Origin of the sequence: Xanthomonas sp. 3793 (assembly GCF_024806835.1) — a bacterium.
In the GTDB taxonomy this organism is placed as follows: domain Bacteria; phylum Pseudomonadota; class Gammaproteobacteria; order Xanthomonadales; family Xanthomonadaceae; genus Xanthomonas; species Xanthomonas arboricola_F.
This window is the reverse complement of sequence record NZ_JANTYU010000003.1, coordinates 488,459-506,232: the sequence shown is the minus strand read 5'-3', so window position 1 is coordinate 506,232 and position 17,774 is coordinate 488,459. Positions and strand designations below refer to the sequence as shown.

The window sequence follows — 17,774 nt, the reverse complement described above, 5'->3', positions numbered from 1 at the left end:
CCTATGGCTCCGTCGTCAAAAGCAGGTGCCCCAAGCGCGGCTAGGCGTGGCCGCAGCTAGCGCACCCCCAGTGCCAGCAGCTCTTCCACGCGCTCGATCAGCTGCGTCCCCGCCAATCCCGCAAACACGTCCGGATGCGCATAGCCCCAGGCCACCGCGGCGAACGGCAATCCCACCACCTGGGCCGCTTCCCAGTCAGCGACCTGGTCGCCCACGTAGACCGCCTGCGCCGGGGTGTGCGAGGTCGCACGCAAGACGCGTCGCAGCGCCCGCTGTTTTCCCAGCAGATGCGCGCCGCCCTCGATGACGGCGAACTTCGTGCCCAGTTCCTCGCCCAGCGCGCGTTGCACGTTGTCCACCGAGTTGGACGACACCACCGCCAGGCGCGTGCCGCCGGCGTGCAGCGCGCTCACGGTTTGCGCAATGCCGGAAAAGAGCGCGGCCGGTGGCGCAGAGCGCATCAGGCGGATGAAGTCGGCCGCCACCAGCGGCACCCGCCAGGCGGGCAATCCCGATTGTTTGAGCAGCGCGCGCGTGGTCAGCCGGCGCGCGGCGTCCACTTCATGCGCTTGCGCTGCGCGAAAGCCGTGCCGCGCGGCCAGTGCGCGCTGCGTGCTCAAAAAGAAGCCGAGCGAATCGGCCAGGGTGCCGTCGAAATCGAAAATGATCAGTGCAGGCATTGCGACGCAGCGAGCAGGGCGTCATAGCCTAACCAAGCACGCCCACATGCCGCACGCACACACGTCCCCACGTGTGCGCGCAGGCGATGCGGCTCTAGGCTTCGGCGAAATGCGACACGATGGGCGCATCGCTGTGCGCGCTTTGTTCGATGACCTTGCGCTGCATTGCGGCCAGGTAGGCGTCCAGCTCTTCGGTGGAGGCGAACACATCGCTCAGCGGCACCGCCTTGACCATGTCGAACACCTTGCGGATCTGCGGCTGCGGGTTGGCCACCAGCACCTTGCCCTGACGTGTGGCCAGCGCCTTGCGCGCCTTGAAGATGCAGCGGATGCCGGCGCTGGAAATGTATTCCAGCGCGGACAGGTCCAGCACCAGCGTGGTGATCAAGGTGCCCAGCAGCGGCGACAGCGCCGCGTCCAGGTCCTGGTAGGTGTGGGTGTCCAACCGCCCGGTCAGGATGACGCGTTGGCGGGTGTCTTGCGGCGGGTCGATCTGGATGGCGAGCGTGGTCATGACAAAGCCTCGGGGACAGGGGCGTACGGGTGCAGCAGGGTGACGCGCACGATGTTGTATGCACCATCGCGGCGGTAGTCGATGTGATCGGCGAACTGATGCACCAGAAACAAGCCCAAACCGCCGATCTGGCGATCGTCGAGCTCGCTTGTCACATCGGGCATTGGCGCAGCGCACGGGTCGAACGCAGTGCCGGGGTCGTGCATTTCCAATACCAGCGCCTGCGGGTCCAGGTGCAGTTGCAGGCGCAGCGGCTGTTCGGTGCATTGCCCGTGGGTGAGTGCATTGCAGCCCAGCTCTTCCACGATCAGCCGGATCTGGCCGATACGTTCGGCGTGCAGGCCCTCGCGGGTGAGCGAGTCTTCCAGCGCGTCGTTGGCGCCGGCCAGCTGGGCCAGCGACGGTGCAATGGCCAGATCGAACTTCATGGGCTGGTTGCCTTTCCGGGGACGCCCCGGCCGGTCTCTGCGGCCCGTCCAGCATGCTCCTGACGCAGCCGGATCGCCAGCAGGGTGATGTCGTCGTATGGCTCGGCGTTGCCGGTAAAGCGCGCGATGTTGGCGATCACTGCCTTGCACTGCGCCGCGGCACTACGGCGCGGGTGCAGCGTGGCGAGCAGCCGCTCCAGCCCGTAGCTGGCGCCGTGCTCGTCCATCGCCTCGGTCACCCCGTCGGTGTACCCCAACAAGGTCTGCCCAGCGGTCATCCGGCCCTGCAGCACCGGGAACGATGCCTGCGGTTCGATCCCCAGTGGCGGGCCGGTTTCCAGCGCCAGCGCAGATGCCTTGCCGTCGATGTCGATCAGCAACGGCGGCTCGTGCCCGGCGCTGGCCAGCCAGTAGTCGCCGCTCACCACATTGATCAGCCCGCACAGCACGGTGGCGAACATGCAGGTGTCGTTGTTCTCGGCCAGTCGCGTGGAGGCGGCGATCAGGATGCCGTCCGGGCGCGTGTGCCGGCGCGCGGCGATTTCCAGCACGCTGACCGCGCGCGCCATGAACAACGCCGCCGGCACGCCCTTGTCGGACACATCGCCGACCACGAACCACAGCAGCCCCGGCTCGGTTTCGACGAAGTGGTAGAAGTCGCCGCCCACCGCCTTGGCCGGCTCCAGCCAGGCGCAGGTTTCCAGATGCGAACTCGCACGGTCGAAGGTGCGCCCGGAGGGCAGCATCGCCTGCTGGATCTCGCGCGCAATCTGCAGCTCGCTGTGCATGCGTTCGCGCGCGGCGGTCATCTCGCCGATCTCGGCGATATGGTGGCGGATCGCATCGCGTGCGCTGTCGAAGGCGCGCGCCATCACGCCCACTTCGTCATTGCGCTCGATGTGCCGTAATGGGTACTCGAATTCGCCACGCCGGAAGTGCTCGGCGGTGTCGGTCAATTCCTCGATCGGCCGCGTCAACTTGCGCGTGATCCGCACCATCAGCCACCACCACACGCCCGCGCCCACCAATGCCGCCGCAGCCACCCATGCCGCCAGCCAGTTCAGGCCAGACAGCACATAGCCTTCCGAGGCCGACAGCACAAACGTCCAGCCGCTGTGCCCAACTGCCGCGCTATGGGTCAAAAAACGCTCGCCGTCGGGCGCAGTGTGCGAGAACGAGATCGGCTGGCCGGCCGCCATCGCACGCTGCAACGGCGCTAGATCCGGCCGCGAACGCGCCACATAGCGATCGAGCGTGGTGTGCAGATCCAGCGCCGGATCCGGGCTGAACACCAGCATGCCTTCCGGCGACAACAGCATCGGCCGGATACCGATATCGCGCGGCAACTGGTCGATGATCTCGCGCAGATGCCGCAACGGCAGATCCGCACTTACCATGCCCACCGGCGGCGCATCCGGCGCATCGCCCGGCCGCCGCAGCGGCAGGTTGTAACTGGTGTACAGCTCGTTGCCGCCATTGGTGTTGAGGTACGGCTCGGACCACCACGCGCGGCCTTCGCGCTGGGTGCGCAGGTACCACGGCATCGCGCGATAGTCGTAGCCCAGTTCCGCCACCGACTTTTCGACGGTGCGCGTGCCGTTGCGATGCACGTACCAGACAAACCCGGTATCGCCGACTTTTTGCGTTCGCGGTTCGATGATCAGGCGCGCCGCCCCGATATCCGGGTCGCCACTGAGCGTGGCCAGCAACAACGCGCGCAGGTTGAACGGCTGCAGCCCCACCGCGCCGCTGCTGGCCGCCAGCGTGCGCCCGCTCACCTGCACCGAATCCAGCATCGCCGCCAGGCTGCGCGCGGTCTGCTCGGTCAAGCCGTCCACCTCCACGCGCGCCGCTTCCACCAGTTCCGCGCGCGCGCCCAGGTAGAACACCGTGCCCAGCACGCTCAGCAACACCACCAATACCGCGGTGGCGGCGAGCAGTACGCGCATGCGCAGGCTATGCCGCCAATGCACGCGCGGGGTGACAGCCACGCTGTCGGCGGGCGATGTGAGAACCGTGGCGATAACACGCTCCCCTGGCGAATAGCGCCGATCATCGCAGTTTTCCCGCTGGCGACAACTGCCCGATGCCCGCTCACGGCGGCCTCATCCTCAGCTCCCGTAAATTGACCCTACCAGCTCGGGCGAACTAGCCTGAGCCCCCTATCGCCATGGAGGCCGGCCTTGCGCCTGATTTTCACACCTAGCCTGCTGGCCCTATTGCTTACGGCCTGTAACGCCCCGGAGACCAGCATGACCCAGACCCTTTCCCCCGCAACCGAGGCCACCGCAGAAGCCGACGTGGAGGCCGGTGGCCGCGGCCTTGCCAAGCTGAATCCCAGCCCGCGCAAGGCCTACGCGCTGACGCTCACCTTGGATAAGGCGCCAGGTCCGTTTGCGGCAGTGAATGGGTATGCACAGTACGATGTCAGCAACGACAGCGAATGCGGCCAGATTCATCCGCAAACAGGCGTTGGACAGCGCATCACGAGCAGCGAGCCGGTGGTGCTGAAGAAAGTCTCCGAGCAGCAATATCAAGGCGTCATCCACCTCGATCTCATGCTGGATGAAGATTATTACGGCCGCGGGGTATGCCACTGGAAAATGACCGGCACGCGGGTTGCTTTGAAGGCCAGTGGAAAGAAGGAGGAAACCGCTTTTTTGCCATTCATTGAGACCAAGGATGTCATTGCTGGCAAACCGGTCACCCTGTACTTCTGGAAGGGCGGTTATCCCAAGGAAGAGATCGAAGACTATGCCGACAACGGCTTGCCATCGGCGCAGGACTTCAAGCCGGAACTGCGCGATCAACTGTTCTCACTGACGCTTGTCGCCAAAGAGATTTCGCCGTGAAGCCTACCTCGCAGCAGTACGCCATTCTTTCAAACGAGGGCTACGTTGATCACAAGGTCGGTAAGCGTGGCCCTGCCGACCGTGAGCGAGTGGATGTTGGCGGCGAGAGCTACGAAATTCTGGAACACGTCAACAATCGAAAAACGGGCTATCAGGGGACGATCTACCAGCGCGTTAGCGGCGGAGATATCGTCGTCGCGCACCGGGGCACCGAGGAAATCCTTCGTGACGCGGTGCAGGCAGATGGCTCCATGGTGCTTGAGCGCATCAATCCACAAGCGGAAGATGCGATAGCCCTGACAAAAAGTGCACTTGGCTATGCAGCCAAGCAGGAACAGCGTACCGGGCACGCTCCCGAGGTCACCGTGACTGGTCACTCCCTAGGCGGAGCGCTTGCGCAGGTAAGCGCGCACCACTTCGATCTGAAAGGGGAAACCTTCAACGCCTACGGCGCAGCGAGCCTGGCGTATCGCATCCCGGAAGGCGGTACTAGCGTCGTCAACCATGTGATGGCCGCCGATCCTGTGAGCGCAGCCTCTCCGCATTATGGAGAAGTGCGCGTTTATGCCAGGCCCAACGAGATCGCAACGCTCAGCGCCCTGGGCTACAGCAACAGCAGAGTGAACTTCCTGATTCCCGATTCACCTGTGGCCTCTGCTGTCAGTTCGCTGGGTTCGCATACCATCAAGAACTTCTTGGACGAGCGATCTCCGCTCAATGACCCGCAAGCGCGTCAGCTCGCGGATCAGAACAAGAGAATGATCGACGAGTACCGATCCGACCTGGACGAAATCCGGACCGGGATTACCTTGTTGAGCCGCGGGCCGAAGGGGCTGGGCCAGGATGCCATCGACGCCATCCGCGGCCCGCTCGCTCCTGGCGAGCCGGCCAAGCGCGACGCGCGCGAGCATGGCAATGACCACACCTCGTTGCGCATCGATCAACCTGGGCACGTTGGCAACCCCTTGTTCCAGGATGCGCAACGTGGCGTGCATGCGCAGGATGCGCGTGCCGGGCGCAGCCCCGATCACCAGAGTACGCAGTTGTCCGGCTCGCTGGCCTCGGAGATGCACGCGGCCGGTGGCCAGCGCATCGACGCGGTGATGATGAGCCCGGATGCCGCACGGACCTTCGCGGTGCAGGGCCGCGTGGATGATCCGGCGCAGCTGCGTGTCAGCGTCGACACCATGAGCGCCATGAACACGCCGCTCGAGCAGAGCAGCCAGCGGGTGGCCGACAACGCCGCACGTCAGTCGGTGGCGTTGGAACAGCAGCAGGCGCAGACCCAGCAACAACAGCAGGGCGCACGCGCGCTGGGTTGAGTGCGCGCATGCCGGCGTGGCGTTGCGCAGCCTAAAAATCGGCTGTGCAGCTGTCAGGCGGACGCCGCTGCTGCCCGGCATCGGCATGGATCACGCGTGCACCGCGGTTCTGGGCGCGCCGTCCGCACCACCGGATGGCCTTTCGCGACGTGCTGTTGGTAATTTTTGATGGTGAATGCGCCCGCCCCGCAGGCCTGATGCGACGACGCTTCGATCTGCCAACTGCGCCATCGACTGATGCACAGGAAAAATGCCGGCGTGTCCGGCGTTTTTCGTTCGGTCGCTACCCATCTACGGGCGCAAGCTTGTCGAGCGCACCAAGCGGGCAGGGCGTCAAAAACGCGCGTCGCTTTCCCTCGTCAGGCTGCTGTTGCCGAGCTGACATCGCCCATCTTGCCGCGTGGCGCCGCTGACGGTCATCGAGCCAGGGGGCGCCATTCCAGAGTCAGCCATGAGCCGCAGCCGATGCACGCGGCGAGCGTGCGGCAGTGGTGTGTGCTGGCAGCAACGCAACGCGGTGCCGGGAAGCCTGCAGCGTGTTGCCGCATGGCATCGCAGCAAGCCCGGATGCTGGTGCTGTCGCCAACAATCGACCATGCCGGTCGCCACAGCGACGGATCGCCAGTCACAGACCCGCTGCGCACTACCGCGCCGGTTTTCTGTTGCACCCGCACAACAATGCGTTGGCGAAAATAGCGCCAGTCCGCTGGCGCAAGCGTTTTGCGGCCGCGAACTATGCCGCAATCGCGCAACAGCTATAGCGAGCGCGACCGCATTGCGCTGCCGTGCTGGAATCGCCCCCGTTTCGCGGCGTGCCTGGCCGTCGCGCGCATCGCCCGCATCGCTCCACCGCGCGGCGGGTCCGGGGGGATCAGGCAGGGCGCCACCTGGCGCGACATCCATCGATCAAGGGAGAGGGTTTCATGCGCATTTTTCGTACCGGGTACAGCCGTTTGCTGCTGGTGCTGGTGCTGTTGCTGGGGCTTGTCAGTGCCGGTGCCGGCGCGCAAGGCATCGCCAAGGGCGCCGATGTCAGCTGGCTCAACCAGCAGGCTGCAGCCAACCCGCCGCAGGTGTTTCGCGATGCGGCAGGCAAGACCACCGACTTCATCAAGCTGTTCAAGGACGTGGGTGGCAACGCCGTCCGCCTGCGCGTTTGGGTGAACCCGCCTGGCGGCTGGAACGACGGCCGCGACACGCTCGACAAGGCCAAGCGCGCCGCCGCCCAGGGCATGCGCATCATGATCGACTTCCATTACAGCGATACCTGGGCAGACCCTGACGATCAGCACCGTCCGGCGGCCTGGGCCGGCCACTCCGTTGCCCAGCTCAATACCGACGTGTACAGCCATACCCAGGGCATCCTCAAGTACCTCAAGGACAACGGCATCACCGTCAGCTGGGTGCAGGTGGGCAACGAGATCAATGCCGGCATGTTCTGCGACAAGTGCACGCAGCCGGTGAACTTCGCCAACGTGGCGCAGTTCATCAACAGCGGCTACAACGCCACCAAGGCGGTGTACCCCAATGCCAAGGTCATCGTGCATCTGGCCAACGGCTACGACAACGCCAACTTCCGCTGGTTCTTCGACAGCCTGCGCTCGGCCGGCGGCAAGTGGGACGTCATCGGCATGTCGCATTACCCAAAGGCCAGCAGCTGGCAGCAAACCAACGGGCAGCTGGACACCAACATGCGCGACATGATCAGCCGCTACGGCAGCGACGTGATCGTGGCCGAGGTCGGCATGGACTGGCAGCAGGCCGCCACCACCCGCGCCATGCTCACCAACCTGCTCAGCCGCAGCAACGCCATCGGCTCGCGCGTGCTCGGCGTGTTCTATTGGGAACCCAACGCCTACCCGGGCTGGCAGGGCTACACCTTGGGCGCAGTCAACAACAACGGCCAGCTGACCGAAGCCCTACAGGCGTTCTGACCAACCCGCCACCCCGTAGGAGCGCACCCGGGCGCGACAGGCGTTACCGGGAATGCCCGTCGCGCCCAGGTGCGCTCCTACGTTGGTCCGTTCCGTGCCGGGTCTGGCTGGCAACCACCCGCCACCGCCCCTCATCCTTTGGTCGTACACCGGCAGCGCCCGCTGCGCCGGATCCTCGCTCCAGTCGGCACCGAGACCCCACCCATCGCACAACACCGTCCCATTCCATACGCCCCCGTAGCGAGGAATGGCAACAGGTGCGTGCGGTACACTTGGGGGTTCACGAATTCACGATGTCGACACACCCGCGGGGTGTGTCCCCCCGGGAGCGCTAATGAACTGGTTGAACGAAGTGCTGCACAACGATCCGAACCCGCTCGAGACGCAGGAGTGGCTCGAATCGATCAAGGCCGTCATCGACGTCGAAGGCCCTGAGCGCGCCCATCAGCTGCTGGAAGGCATGGTCGAACAGACCCGCCGCGCCGGCGCTTACCTGCCGTTCTCGCCCACCACCGAGTACGTCAACACCATCGCACCGGCCAACGAGGCCAAGAACCCCGGCGACTCTGCGCTGGAGTGGAAGATCCGCTCGATCATCCGCTGGAACGCCATGGCCACCGTCGTGCGGGCCAACCGCAAGCCGGGCGACCTGGGCGGCCACATCGCCTCGTTCGCCTCCAGCGCCACGCTGTACGACGTGGGCTTCAACCACTTCTGGCGCGCGCCCAGCGACCAGCACCCGGGCGATCTGCTGTTCGTCCAGGGCCATAGCGCCCCGGGCATCTACGCCCGCGCCTTTCTGGAAGGCCGCATCAGCCAGGACCAGCTGGACAACTTCCGCATGGAAGTGGACGGCCAGGGCATCTCCTCCTACCCGCACCCGTGGCTGATGCCCGAGTTCTGGCAGACCCCCACCGTGTCGATGGGCCTGGGCCCGCTGGCCGCCATCTACCAGGCGCAGTTCATGCGCTACCTGGAAAACCGCGGCCTGATCGAGAAGTCCGACCGCAAGGTGTGGTGCTTCATCGGCGACGGCGAGTCGGATGAGCCGGAAACCCTCGGCGCCATCGCCCTGGCCGGCCGCGAAGGCCTGGACAACCTGATCTTCGTGGTCAACTGCAACCTGCAGCGCCTGGACGGCCCGGTGCGCGGCAACGGCAAGATCATCCAGGAACTGGAAGGCGTGTTCCGTGGCGGCGGCTGGAACGTCATCAAGCTGCTCTGGGGCGGCTACTGGGACGCCCTGCTGGCCAAGGACACCAACGGTGTGCTGACCAAGCTGATGATGGAAACCGTCGACGGCGAGTACCAGAACTGCAAGGCCTTCGGCGGCGCCTACACCCGCGAGAATTTCTTCGGCAAGTATCCGGAGACCGCGGCCATGGTGGCCGGCCTGTCCGACGACGACATCTGGCGCCTGAACCGTGGCGGCCACGACCCGCACAAGGTGTACGCCGCCTACCACCAGGCCGTGAACACCAAGGGCATGCCCACCGTGATCCTGGCCAAGACGGTCAAGGGCTACGGCATGGGTTCGGCCGGCGAGGCGCTCAACCCCACCCACCAGACCAAGAAGCTGGACGACGCGGCGGTCAAGCACTTCCGCGACCGTTTCAACATCCCGGTGACCGACGCCCAGCTGGAAGACGGCCAGGTGCCGTTCTACCACCCGGGCGAAGATTCCCCGGAAGTGCAGTACCTCAAGGAGCGCCGCAACGTGCTCGGCGGCTTCCTGCCGCAGCGCCGTCCCAAGGCCAGCAAGTCGTTCGTCGCGCCCACGCTCGACAAGTTCGAGCGCCTGCTCAAGGACAGCGGCGAGCGCAGCTATTCCACCACCATGTCCTTCGTGCAGAGCCTCAACATCGCCCTGCGCGACAAGGAACTGGGCCCGCGCATCGTGCCGATCGTGGCCGATGAGGCGCGCACGTTCGGTATGGAAGGCATGTTCCGCCAGATCGGCATCTATGCCCCGTTCGGCCAGAAGTACAAGCCGGTCGATGCCGACCAGCTGATGTACTACCGCGAAGACCAGACCGGCCAGGTGCTGCAGCAGGGCATCAGCGAGCCGGGCGCCATCGCCTCGTGGATGGCCGCCGGCACCAGCTACTCGGTGTCCGACGTGCCGATGCTGCCGTTCTACATCTACTACTCCATGTTCGGCTTCCAGCGCGTGGGCGACATCGCCTGGCAGGCGGCGGACATGCGCACGCGTGGCTTCCTGCTCGGCGGCACCGCCGGCCGCACCACGCTCAATGGCGAAGGCCTGCAGCACGAAGACGGCTTCAGCCAGGTCATCGCCGGCTCCATCCCGAATGTGCGTAGCTACGACCCGACCTTCGGCTTCGAAGTCACCGTCATCATGCAGCACGGCATGAAGGCGATGATGGAAGACCAGATCGACGAGTACTACTACATCACCCTGATGAACGAGAACTACGCCCACCCCGGCATGCCGGACGGCGCAGCCGAGGGCATCATCAAGGGCATGTACCTGCTCAAGGACGCCGGCAAGCCCAAGAAGGGCGAGCTGCGCGTGCAGCTGCTGGGCAGCGGCACCATCCTGCGCGAGGCCATTGCCGCGGCCGAGCTGTTGGACAAGGACTTCGGCGTCACCGCCGACATCTGGTCCTGTCCCAGCCTCAACGAAGTGCGCCGCGACGGCTTCGACGTAGAACGCTGGAACCGCCTGCACCCGGAGGCCGAACAGCGCAAGCCCTACGTCACCCAGCTGCTGGAAGGCCGCCAGGGCCCGGCGATTGCCGCAACCGACTACGTGCGCGCCTTCGCCGACCAGATCCGCGCATTCGTCCCGATGACCTACACCGTGCTCGGCACGGATGGGTTCGGTCGCTCGGACACGCGTGCCAACCTGCGCCGCTTCTTCGAGGTCGACCGTTACTACATCGCACACGCGGCGATTGCCGCGCTGGCGAAGGATGGCAAGATGACGGGTAAGGATGTGGCCCGGGCGATCAAGCAGTACAAGATTGATCCTGAGAAGGCGAATCCTGTTGGGGTTTGATGCTTAGTTGAGTTAGCCGTAGAGCGGATCCTAGGATCCGCTCTTTTTTTGCCTAAAGAGGGGATGGTTCGTGAGGATCAATCGAATTGAAATAACGAGGCTGTATGGGACATACACTAAAAACGTTGACTTTAATTCAGATTTAAACCTTCTTGTAGGTATTAATGGTAGTGGCAAGACAAGTATACTAAATTGCATTGATTGGCTGACGAGGCCAAATCTTGCGCGCTTAGCATGCACTCAATTTCAATCCATGAAGCTTTTTATTGAAATTGGAATTAAGCAGTATATAATTTATGCCCATAAAAATATTTCGGAATTAACGATTTCAATTGAAGGGCTTGGCGGTGATCCAATCAAGGTGAAGATTACTCGTCCGTTAGCCACAATAAAAAATGAAGAGGATATGCTGGAGGCGCTTGAAGAATATAGAGGCTTAACTCCAGAGTCTCATGAGCGCCAAGTATGGGATTTCTTAAAGTCACTTTCAAAACCTCTAACAGTGACTTTGGATCGCACTATATCCGCAGAATCAGAGCACGAAACCTTCTACGAGCCGGGGAGAGGGCGTGTTAGAGGCGCTAAATCGCCACTTGCCAAGGTTGCTAGTGTTACTCGACATAAATATGCTATTTACACTAATCGTGTGCGATCTCACACAGAATCACTGAAGTCAAGAATTATACTCTCTGCTTTCAGGAGTCCATTCATAAGAATGCGAGATCCACGATTGTCGGTAGTTACGTTAGATGAGTTAGAGATGCTTAAGAGTAAGGTTACTTCCTTGCTATATGCTTCGGTTGAAATCGATGAGAAGGGTTCCGATAGCATCAATGCGTACTTCGATGAGGCGCGTGATATGGTGCGGTATGGCATGACCGACGAGAATGCAAGAAAATTATTCTCTGCTCAATATCAACAGATATTTGAGTTGGCAGAAGCATTTAGGTTGTACGAAGAAGCTTCAGTTACCGATTATGAACAAATCGGTTCCTATCTGAACTCATTGAATAATTTTTTCCGTGAAAGTGGAAAGTCAATTGGGTTCAATGAGGGTGACGGCACGCTTGGCTTTCAATTCATAGGCATGAATGGCGAGCCGTCCGGAGCATATTTGGCTTTAGATAGAATGTCCTCTGGTGAGCGTCAACTTTTGATACTCGTGACTTTTTTGGCTTTTATATCCAGAAGAAATCGAGTTTTCATTGTTGATGAACCTGAGCTTTCGCTACACCCTAGGTGGCAACGCAGTTTCGTGGAGGTAGTGTTAAAGCAGTCCCCAAAAGGGACTCAAGTCATTATGGCAACTCACTCGCCAGAAATAGTTTCTAAGTATCGCGCTTCATGCGTAATATTGGATAAAGCTCATGGACATGGATGACGCAATACCTACCTACGGTGAAGATGCGCTGATGTCTCGTGATGTCTTTTTTATGGGACAAGATAGCGTCCATTTTTTCGTAGAAGATGCTGATCAGGAAAACTTATACGAGTTGTTGTTGCGAAGATGTTTCCCAGAATTGGATAGATTGGAAGTTTTTCCACAAGGTGGTAAAAAAGCAGTCTTAGCGCACGCATCAGCAGGGTATGAGCGCGTTCAAGGAATAAGGCGCATTTACATTCTTGATAGAGATTTTGATGACTTGCTAGGGAGGATTCGTTTGGGCGATGGCATTTTTTACTTTGACCAATTCTCTGTGGAGAACATGTTATTTAATGAGTGTGGAGTGCTTGAGGTATGCGTGCAGGAATTTCCTAAGTCCAGAAAAGCGGATCTGCAGAGAACTCTGAATTTTAATCACACAGTTTCCGTGTGGTTCGACCACTTGGATAGGCTGCATCGTGCTTTCCTTTTAGTGCAGAGGTTCGATTTAGGTATTCCAAACACTAAGACGCCCGTAGATAATTACGTGTATAGAGGTGAAAGACACGTCTTTGACATTGACGCGGTGCATGCCTATGTGGAATCCGTGAAGCTCGAGCTTATTCTAAAGGGAGTTTTGAATGAAGTCGTCGATTTTGAAAATTTAATGGCTAATGCGTTTCCAGAGCAGTCTTTGAGGTACGTGAATGGAAAATATCTATTTGCATTAATGTATTTTCATATCAAGTCGCAAGGTCTTGCAAGCAATATGAGGGGATACTCTCTAGTTTATCGATGCGCTGGTGCCTGCGATCTTGGAGCTTTCGAATCCTTTACTGCAAGCATTAGAGCTTACCTTGCTGAAGGGGATATGGCGTCCCGTGTTAGAGCGGCTTAGGGTCACCCGAATAATCGCGGGTCAGGTTCACTTATCAATCGAATAACGGGAATAACGGGGTCAGGTTAACTTATCAATCGATGGTGCTCGGCTTGCGTGGCCGATGCGCGGATCTGACGCCCGCAAAGCGGCGGGTCTTGGCTTCGACCATCGCACGGAAGGCGTCATGGCCCAGGGCTCGCTGCTGCTGCAGATGAAGGCGGATGCTGGCGAGCAGTTCGTCGGGTAAGCTTCATCGAGCAGGGCGCGGTAAGCGTTGGATCGCTCAGTCGGGTCGTTGCCAAGCGCAAGCCAGCAGGGGTGTGGCGTCAGTGCGGAGTGCCCGCGCTGGCCTAGATTGGCCGGACAGCTTGACCAGCGATAAGACGCCGGATCGTCGGTCAGACTAGCGCGCACTGGGCTGAGGTCGATGTGGCGATAGCAGCGAAGCACGTAGTCAGTACTGTCCACGAGGCAGGCCTTGTAGCGTCCCTCCCATAGCGTACCGGTGCGCCCGTGGCGGCCATTGAACAGCGCGACGTAGTTACGCCCAGGCCGTTGCATCAGTTGCCCGATCCGTCCCGCTGCAGGTGGGGTGATTAGCAAGTGCACATGATTGTCCATCAATACATAAGCATGCAGCTGACAGCCTGTGGCGCGCAGGGCCTCATGCAGCAGGTGCAGGTAGCGCAATCGGTCGCCATCATCCAGAAAGCACGGCAAGCGGTTGTTCCCACGCTGCACGATGTGCTGCGGGATGCCGGCAAGGTCGATACGCGGAAGTCTGGCCACCTGGCAAGACTCGCAGCAAGGTATTGGTTCTGACAGCGAGGACTCCCTCCCAAGGGGTGAGGCCGCAGCCTGAAGTTTGCGTAGGAAGTGACCTTGCCGCTGCCAGCTGTGTATAAATAAGCAGAGCCATAGACGCGCGGCTCGCTGGTCTTGCTTAAAGTGAAGGGATACACATGCAACGATACGGGCAGCTTCTGCTGTGTGTTCTGGTCTGCTCAGTCATCTCGCTGCTGACAGGTTGCCAGGCACAGACAACCCAGACGCAGGACGTGCCAACGCGCGTTGCGGCTGATGGGCAGGCTCCCATCGTACGACCGCTGCAGTTGGCGGCGATGACAAGTCCGATGGTGGTCGAATTCAACGTGCAGACTCCTGGCAAGAGCGCGACTGGCACACTGTTCCTGGGTATCCGCGTCGGTGACGCGGATGCTCTGAAGTCACTTGAAGCTGCTCAAGCGCTCCGCAGATCTGGCCTGCATGCTGAGCTTGTTCTGAAACGGCTTGAACCAAGCGGCGCAGTCAACATCCCATTGGTGCGCGTTGAATCGCAGGCAGGCGTTCCCGCTCGGATCGTCGCCGTGAGTGCAGACGGGCGTGTTCCAGGCGTGTGGCTGGACGAGGTGGATGGCTCGTCCCTTCAATCTGCGGGTCTGGAATCTCCAGAGCGTCGCTATACGCAGCTTGCCTTCGCATGGGCGCAAGGAATTCAGCCTGGCAGGTATCAGCTGAGCATCAGGTTGCTTGGCCAGCCGCCGCAGTTGACATCGATCGAATCCGAGTTGCTGGTCGCTTACCGGCACAAATCAAAGTAGGAAAAGCTCATGGACGATAAATACGCTGTCACTCTCTACGTTGCCGCGCCCGGGGACACCGCTTCTTGACGGTGGAACATCGGCAGCAGGGCACATGTACTACACAGTCACGCACGGGAAGGAACAAACCAGCTTCGGGTTTGCGCCCATCGAGCACGGCGCGATGGCAGGGCCTGGAAAGGTCTACAACGATGATGCCGATCAATACCAGAAGCCTTTCTATCAACGCACGATGGAGATCAGCAAGGATCAATACGAAAAATTGATGGAGTTTGGTGCAAAGCCCGGCGAACACGGCTTCAATACGCAGTATCACGGCGCAATGAACAGTTGCATCGATTACACGTGGGGCGCTGTCAATTACGCCGGTCTGCATCGTACGGACCTGAAGTTCATACAGGATAAGGATTTCGAAGGTGGGCTGAAACCGCTCAGCAACGTAGAGTACATCCGTAGTATTCAGGCTCCTGTTCCCGACAGCCAATTGAACACTGAGCAATACAACCCGATGCCGGAGCGGACACTCCTGCAGCGCGTGATCAGTGATGCGCAGTTGCCAGACAAGGATCGTGAGATGCTCAACACGATTCGGGAACAGGTTGCAGGCATCGATCAGCAACATGGCAGGGCCTACGATGCCACTAGCGAGAAGATTTCCGTTAGTTTGCTGGCAACCGCGAAGGAGGGCGGACTAAGCCGCGTAGATCACGTGGTCCTCGGAAACACTCCCGGTGATGGAGCAGGCCAGCGCCTATTTGTAGTGCAAGGCGAGTTGGATACCCCTGCTCACCTCAGAGCATCGATAAAAGCCGAAGAAGCAGCGAGAACGCCTGTCGAGCAGTCATTTGCAAAGGTTGAGCAAATCTCTAACACCCAACAAGAACGTGCGTTGGCAGCACAGCAGGAACCCGCACTTGAGCAAAGTCGGGCGCCGATGCAGATGGGTTGATCGCCGTTGGTTTGGCTGGGAAAGAGGGTCGGTTAGTTGCCTAATGGCAGAGCATCTTGTCGCTTGGCGATACGACCGCATGAAGCAAAATTGCACGGTTTCAGCCAAGCGCGCAACTCACACGGTTCTTGTATTGGTTTCCTGCGTGCGCTGCTGCCGCTGGGCCTCGTCCTGTTGTTGGGTGATCGCCTGTTGTTGATTGAATGCCAATGCCTGTTGTGTGGTCTCTTGCATCGGCGGTACTGGTTGTGACACGTCCACTATGCCGCGGAGGCCTGGCGTCGTACCGTTCACCGCAAGCCGATCTCCCACCATGCCCACACTGGCGACCTTCGACGCGTCCGCAATGCCATCCTGCTTCGCCGCGTAGAAGGCGTTGGCCACTACGTCGTCCGATAGATGTGCGGGTGTAGCGCCTCGGATCTTGTCGAACATCTGCCGATCCACGGGTGAGAGCAGCGCCAATGCCTCGGCCTGCTCGGGCGTCCGCTCGGCCGCTGGCGCGTTGCTGGCGTAATGCGGTGAGCGCGCCTGTGACCACTGCGCTGCATACGTTTCCATCGTTACCGATTGAGCGATTTGAGGGTTCACGCTCACACGTTTCTCGGACTCGAAGGCGTTATAACGCGCGATTCCTTGAACCTGGCCATCAGGTCTCATCTCGACATTGGTGATGCCTTGCTTGTTGTGTTCCGCTTCCACCAACAGTGCGGCGGCCACTTTCTCGCTGTGCGGACCGTGCGGGATGCCCTGACCATCTTCCATGCGGTAGACCTCGCCAAGCGTCCGCTGAAATGCCGGGTTCCCAGGATGCGAGCGATCGCGGAGGTCTGTGGGTAGCAACGGTGTTGGACCGGATTCAACAACGCCTTGTCTCTGGTCAATACGCTCACGCTCACCGGTAGTCGGAACCGGTACCGCTTGTGCAGGCATGGGGGCCATCTGATCGACGGAACCTGTCGTTGGCTGTGGCGGACGCAATACCGGCGCGCCAGGATCCACGTGCAGTAGCCGTTCCGTGGTGCCAGCGCGGTTGATATTCAGATCGACAGTGCCGTCGTGATTATTCACTCGCGTAAGGTCAGCGCGATTCGTGTCGCTCCAGGTACCGCCGATGTAGGCCTTCCCCGCTCCATTTCCGTCCATCACGATGAAGTCGTTGCCCGATGCATACAGACTCGTGGACTGCGGCCGAGGGCGTCCCTGGCGATCAGGGACGTTGTAGCCATAGGCCCCGCCCTGGTCCAGCGCTTCGATCAGCGCAGGCGCCTTGGTCTTCTGCAGGAACAGATCCTTTACTGCCGTGTACTCCGAGCTGAGGTTTGGCCAGTTTGCATCCTGGCCCGTCTGCGTCGGGTTGACTAGCGGATTGGCCAACACGTCTTGCCAAGGTTGATGCAATGGGTTGCGCGTGTCTGCGTTGCGTAACGCGTTGAACACGTCAGTTGCCTCAAGGGCATGTGCAACGCCGGTCTCGACGTAATCCGGTTCGGTTCGGCTTCGACCACCGCGGTTCGGCAAAAACCCGTTGACGGTGGTCTGGGCGTCTTCTGCACTGGTGATCGTTCCGTTGTTGATCCCGTTGATGATCCTGGGGTAGTAGCGGTCGCCGCCCTGATTCTCCAACTTCAGCACGATCGTGGCCAACTTGGCCTGTTCGTCCAGTGTGGCGCCTTGGTAAAGTGCTGTGTCTCGGAGCTGATTGACCCCGCTGCCAGTGCGCATCAGCAGGTTGACCTGGGCGGTGTCGCGGTCATGGACGTAGGTGAGGCCCGCGTCCGATGCGAGGAAGCTGTCCAGGTGCGATTTGACCGTTGCGTCCAAGGCACGGCCGTTCTGGGCCGTGATCGTGCGACCGTTGCGGCCAAGGTCGCTGGCCGTTTGGGTTTGCTGGGCGTCGGTGAGCACCCAGTCGGGGTGAGCCGTACTAGCCCAGGTTTGATAGGCCTCCACCAGGGAAGTAGCTACCTCTGGATGCTGGCCCAAATCGGTCTGCAGGGTGCCGATGGAGTAACCGCTGTTCCCCACTGGGGTCATCACTCCATTGTGGACATTGCCTGCGAAGGAGAGCTGGTAGGAAACGTTCTTCCCACTGTTGCCACCTTCCGAGCCGAGGCCCACCCCAAAATATGCGAGCGCCCGCAGTTCCGCATCCGTCAGTGCCGCTGGCGGCGGCGTAGTAGTAGTGCCCTCATTTCCTTCTGCCATCACACTCCCTCCCTCTTGTGG

General features: G+C 60.7%; 14 protein-coding genes and 1 other RNA gene. 9 read left to right on the top strand and 6 right to left on the bottom strand.

Annotated elements, in window-relative coordinates; translation table 11 throughout:
• Positions 1 to 56: 56 nt before the first annotated feature.
• The 4 genes from FHY18_RS12510 to FHY18_RS12495 form a co-directional block, all read right to left on the bottom strand.
• Positions 57 to 680: an HAD hydrolase-like protein gene (locus FHY18_RS12510; protein WP_259155584.1), complete on the bottom strand. Its 624-nt coding sequence runs from the start codon at positions 678 to 680 to the stop codon at positions 57 to 59.
• A 94-nt stretch (positions 681 to 774) separates the two neighbouring features.
• A complete protein-coding gene (locus tag FHY18_RS12505) occupies positions 775 to 1,194 on the bottom strand; it encodes an STAS domain-containing protein (RefSeq protein WP_259155577.1) in 420 nt (139 codons plus the stop codon).
• Positions 1,191 to 1,622 (bottom strand): ATP-binding protein, encoded by a 432-nt coding sequence (locus tag FHY18_RS12500; RefSeq protein ID WP_259155565.1) that lies wholly within the window; start codon positions 1,620 to 1,622, stop codon positions 1,191 to 1,193. Before FHY18_RS12500 ends, FHY18_RS12505 begins: the two co-directional genes overlap by 4 nt.
• Positions 1,619 to 3,571 (bottom strand): SpoIIE family protein phosphatase, encoded by a 1,953-nt coding sequence (locus tag FHY18_RS12495; protein ID WP_259155978.1) that lies wholly within the window; start codon positions 3,569 to 3,571, stop codon positions 1,619 to 1,621. Before FHY18_RS12495 ends, FHY18_RS12500 begins: the two co-directional genes overlap by 4 nt.
• Before the next feature lie 303 nt (positions 3,572 to 3,874).
• Here FHY18_RS12495 and FHY18_RS12490 point away from each other — a divergent pair, with 303 nt between their 5' ends.
• From FHY18_RS12490 to FHY18_RS12460, 7 genes are all read left to right on the top strand, one after another.
• Positions 3,875 to 4,474 (top strand): hypothetical protein, encoded by a 600-nt coding sequence (locus tag FHY18_RS12490; RefSeq protein WP_259155552.1) that lies wholly within the window; start codon positions 3,875 to 3,877, stop codon positions 4,472 to 4,474.
• Positions 4,471 to 5,796 carry an XVIPCD domain-containing protein gene (locus tag FHY18_RS12485; RefSeq protein WP_259155550.1) on the top strand — a complete coding sequence of 442 codons (1,326 nt, stop codon included), beginning with the start codon at positions 4,471 to 4,473 and terminating at the stop codon, positions 5,794 to 5,796. The genes FHY18_RS12490 and FHY18_RS12485 overlap by 4 nt, the downstream gene beginning before the upstream one ends.
• Positions 5,797 to 5,881: 85 nt before the next feature.
• Positions 5,882 to 5,957, top strand: a non-coding RNA gene (locus FHY18_RS12480) — sX9 sRNA.
• Between the two features lie 762 nt (positions 5,958 to 6,719).
• Positions 6,720 to 7,730, top strand: coding sequence for an arabinogalactan endo-1,4-beta-galactosidase (locus tag FHY18_RS12475; protein ID WP_259155549.1), 1,011 nt, complete (start codon positions 6,720 to 6,722; stop codon positions 7,728 to 7,730).
• 334 nt (positions 7,731 to 8,064) lie between these two features.
• Positions 8,065 to 10,752 (top strand): pyruvate dehydrogenase (acetyl-transferring), homodimeric type, encoded by a 2,688-nt coding sequence (gene aceE, locus FHY18_RS12470; protein WP_259155548.1) that lies wholly within the window; start codon positions 8,065 to 8,067, stop codon positions 10,750 to 10,752.
• Positions 10,753 to 10,822: 70 nt separating this feature from the next.
• Positions 10,823 to 12,133, top strand: coding sequence for an AAA family ATPase (locus FHY18_RS12465; protein WP_326521211.1), 1,311 nt, complete (start codon positions 10,823 to 10,825; stop codon positions 12,131 to 12,133).
• On the top strand, positions 12,120 to 13,013 hold the full coding sequence (locus tag FHY18_RS12460; RefSeq protein WP_259155545.1) for a DUF4435 domain-containing protein: 894 nt from the start codon (positions 12,120 to 12,122) through the stop codon (positions 13,011 to 13,013). Before FHY18_RS12465 ends, FHY18_RS12460 begins: the two co-directional genes overlap by 14 nt.
• A gap of 60 nt (positions 13,014 to 13,073) precedes the next feature.
• Here FHY18_RS12460 and FHY18_RS12455 read toward each other — a convergent pair whose 3' ends face one another.
• Positions 13,074 to 13,784: a transposase gene (locus tag FHY18_RS12455; RefSeq protein ID WP_326521210.1), complete on the bottom strand. Its 711-nt coding sequence runs from the start codon at positions 13,782 to 13,784 to the stop codon at positions 13,074 to 13,076.
• A 173-nt stretch (positions 13,785 to 13,957) separates the two neighbouring features.
• Between FHY18_RS12455 and FHY18_RS12450 the strand changes: the two genes are divergently transcribed.
• Together FHY18_RS12450 and FHY18_RS12445 are read left to right on the top strand one after the other, a co-directional pair.
• Positions 13,958 to 14,596, top strand: coding sequence for a hypothetical protein (locus tag FHY18_RS12450; RefSeq protein WP_259155540.1), 639 nt, complete (start codon positions 13,958 to 13,960; stop codon positions 14,594 to 14,596).
• Between the two features lie 94 nt (positions 14,597 to 14,690).
• Positions 14,691 to 15,545: an XVIPCD domain-containing protein gene (locus tag FHY18_RS12445; RefSeq protein WP_259155537.1), complete on the top strand. Its 855-nt coding sequence runs from the start codon at positions 14,691 to 14,693 to the stop codon at positions 15,543 to 15,545.
• Between the two features lie 117 nt (positions 15,546 to 15,662).
• On the opposite strand, the gene FHY18_RS12440 is transcribed toward FHY18_RS12445, so the two are convergent.
• On the bottom strand, positions 15,663 to 17,753 hold the full coding sequence (locus tag FHY18_RS12440) for an XVIPCD domain-containing protein (protein ID WP_259155536.1): 2,091 nt from the start codon (positions 17,751 to 17,753) through the stop codon (positions 15,663 to 15,665).
• Positions 17,754 to 17,774 lie beyond the last annotated feature (21 nt).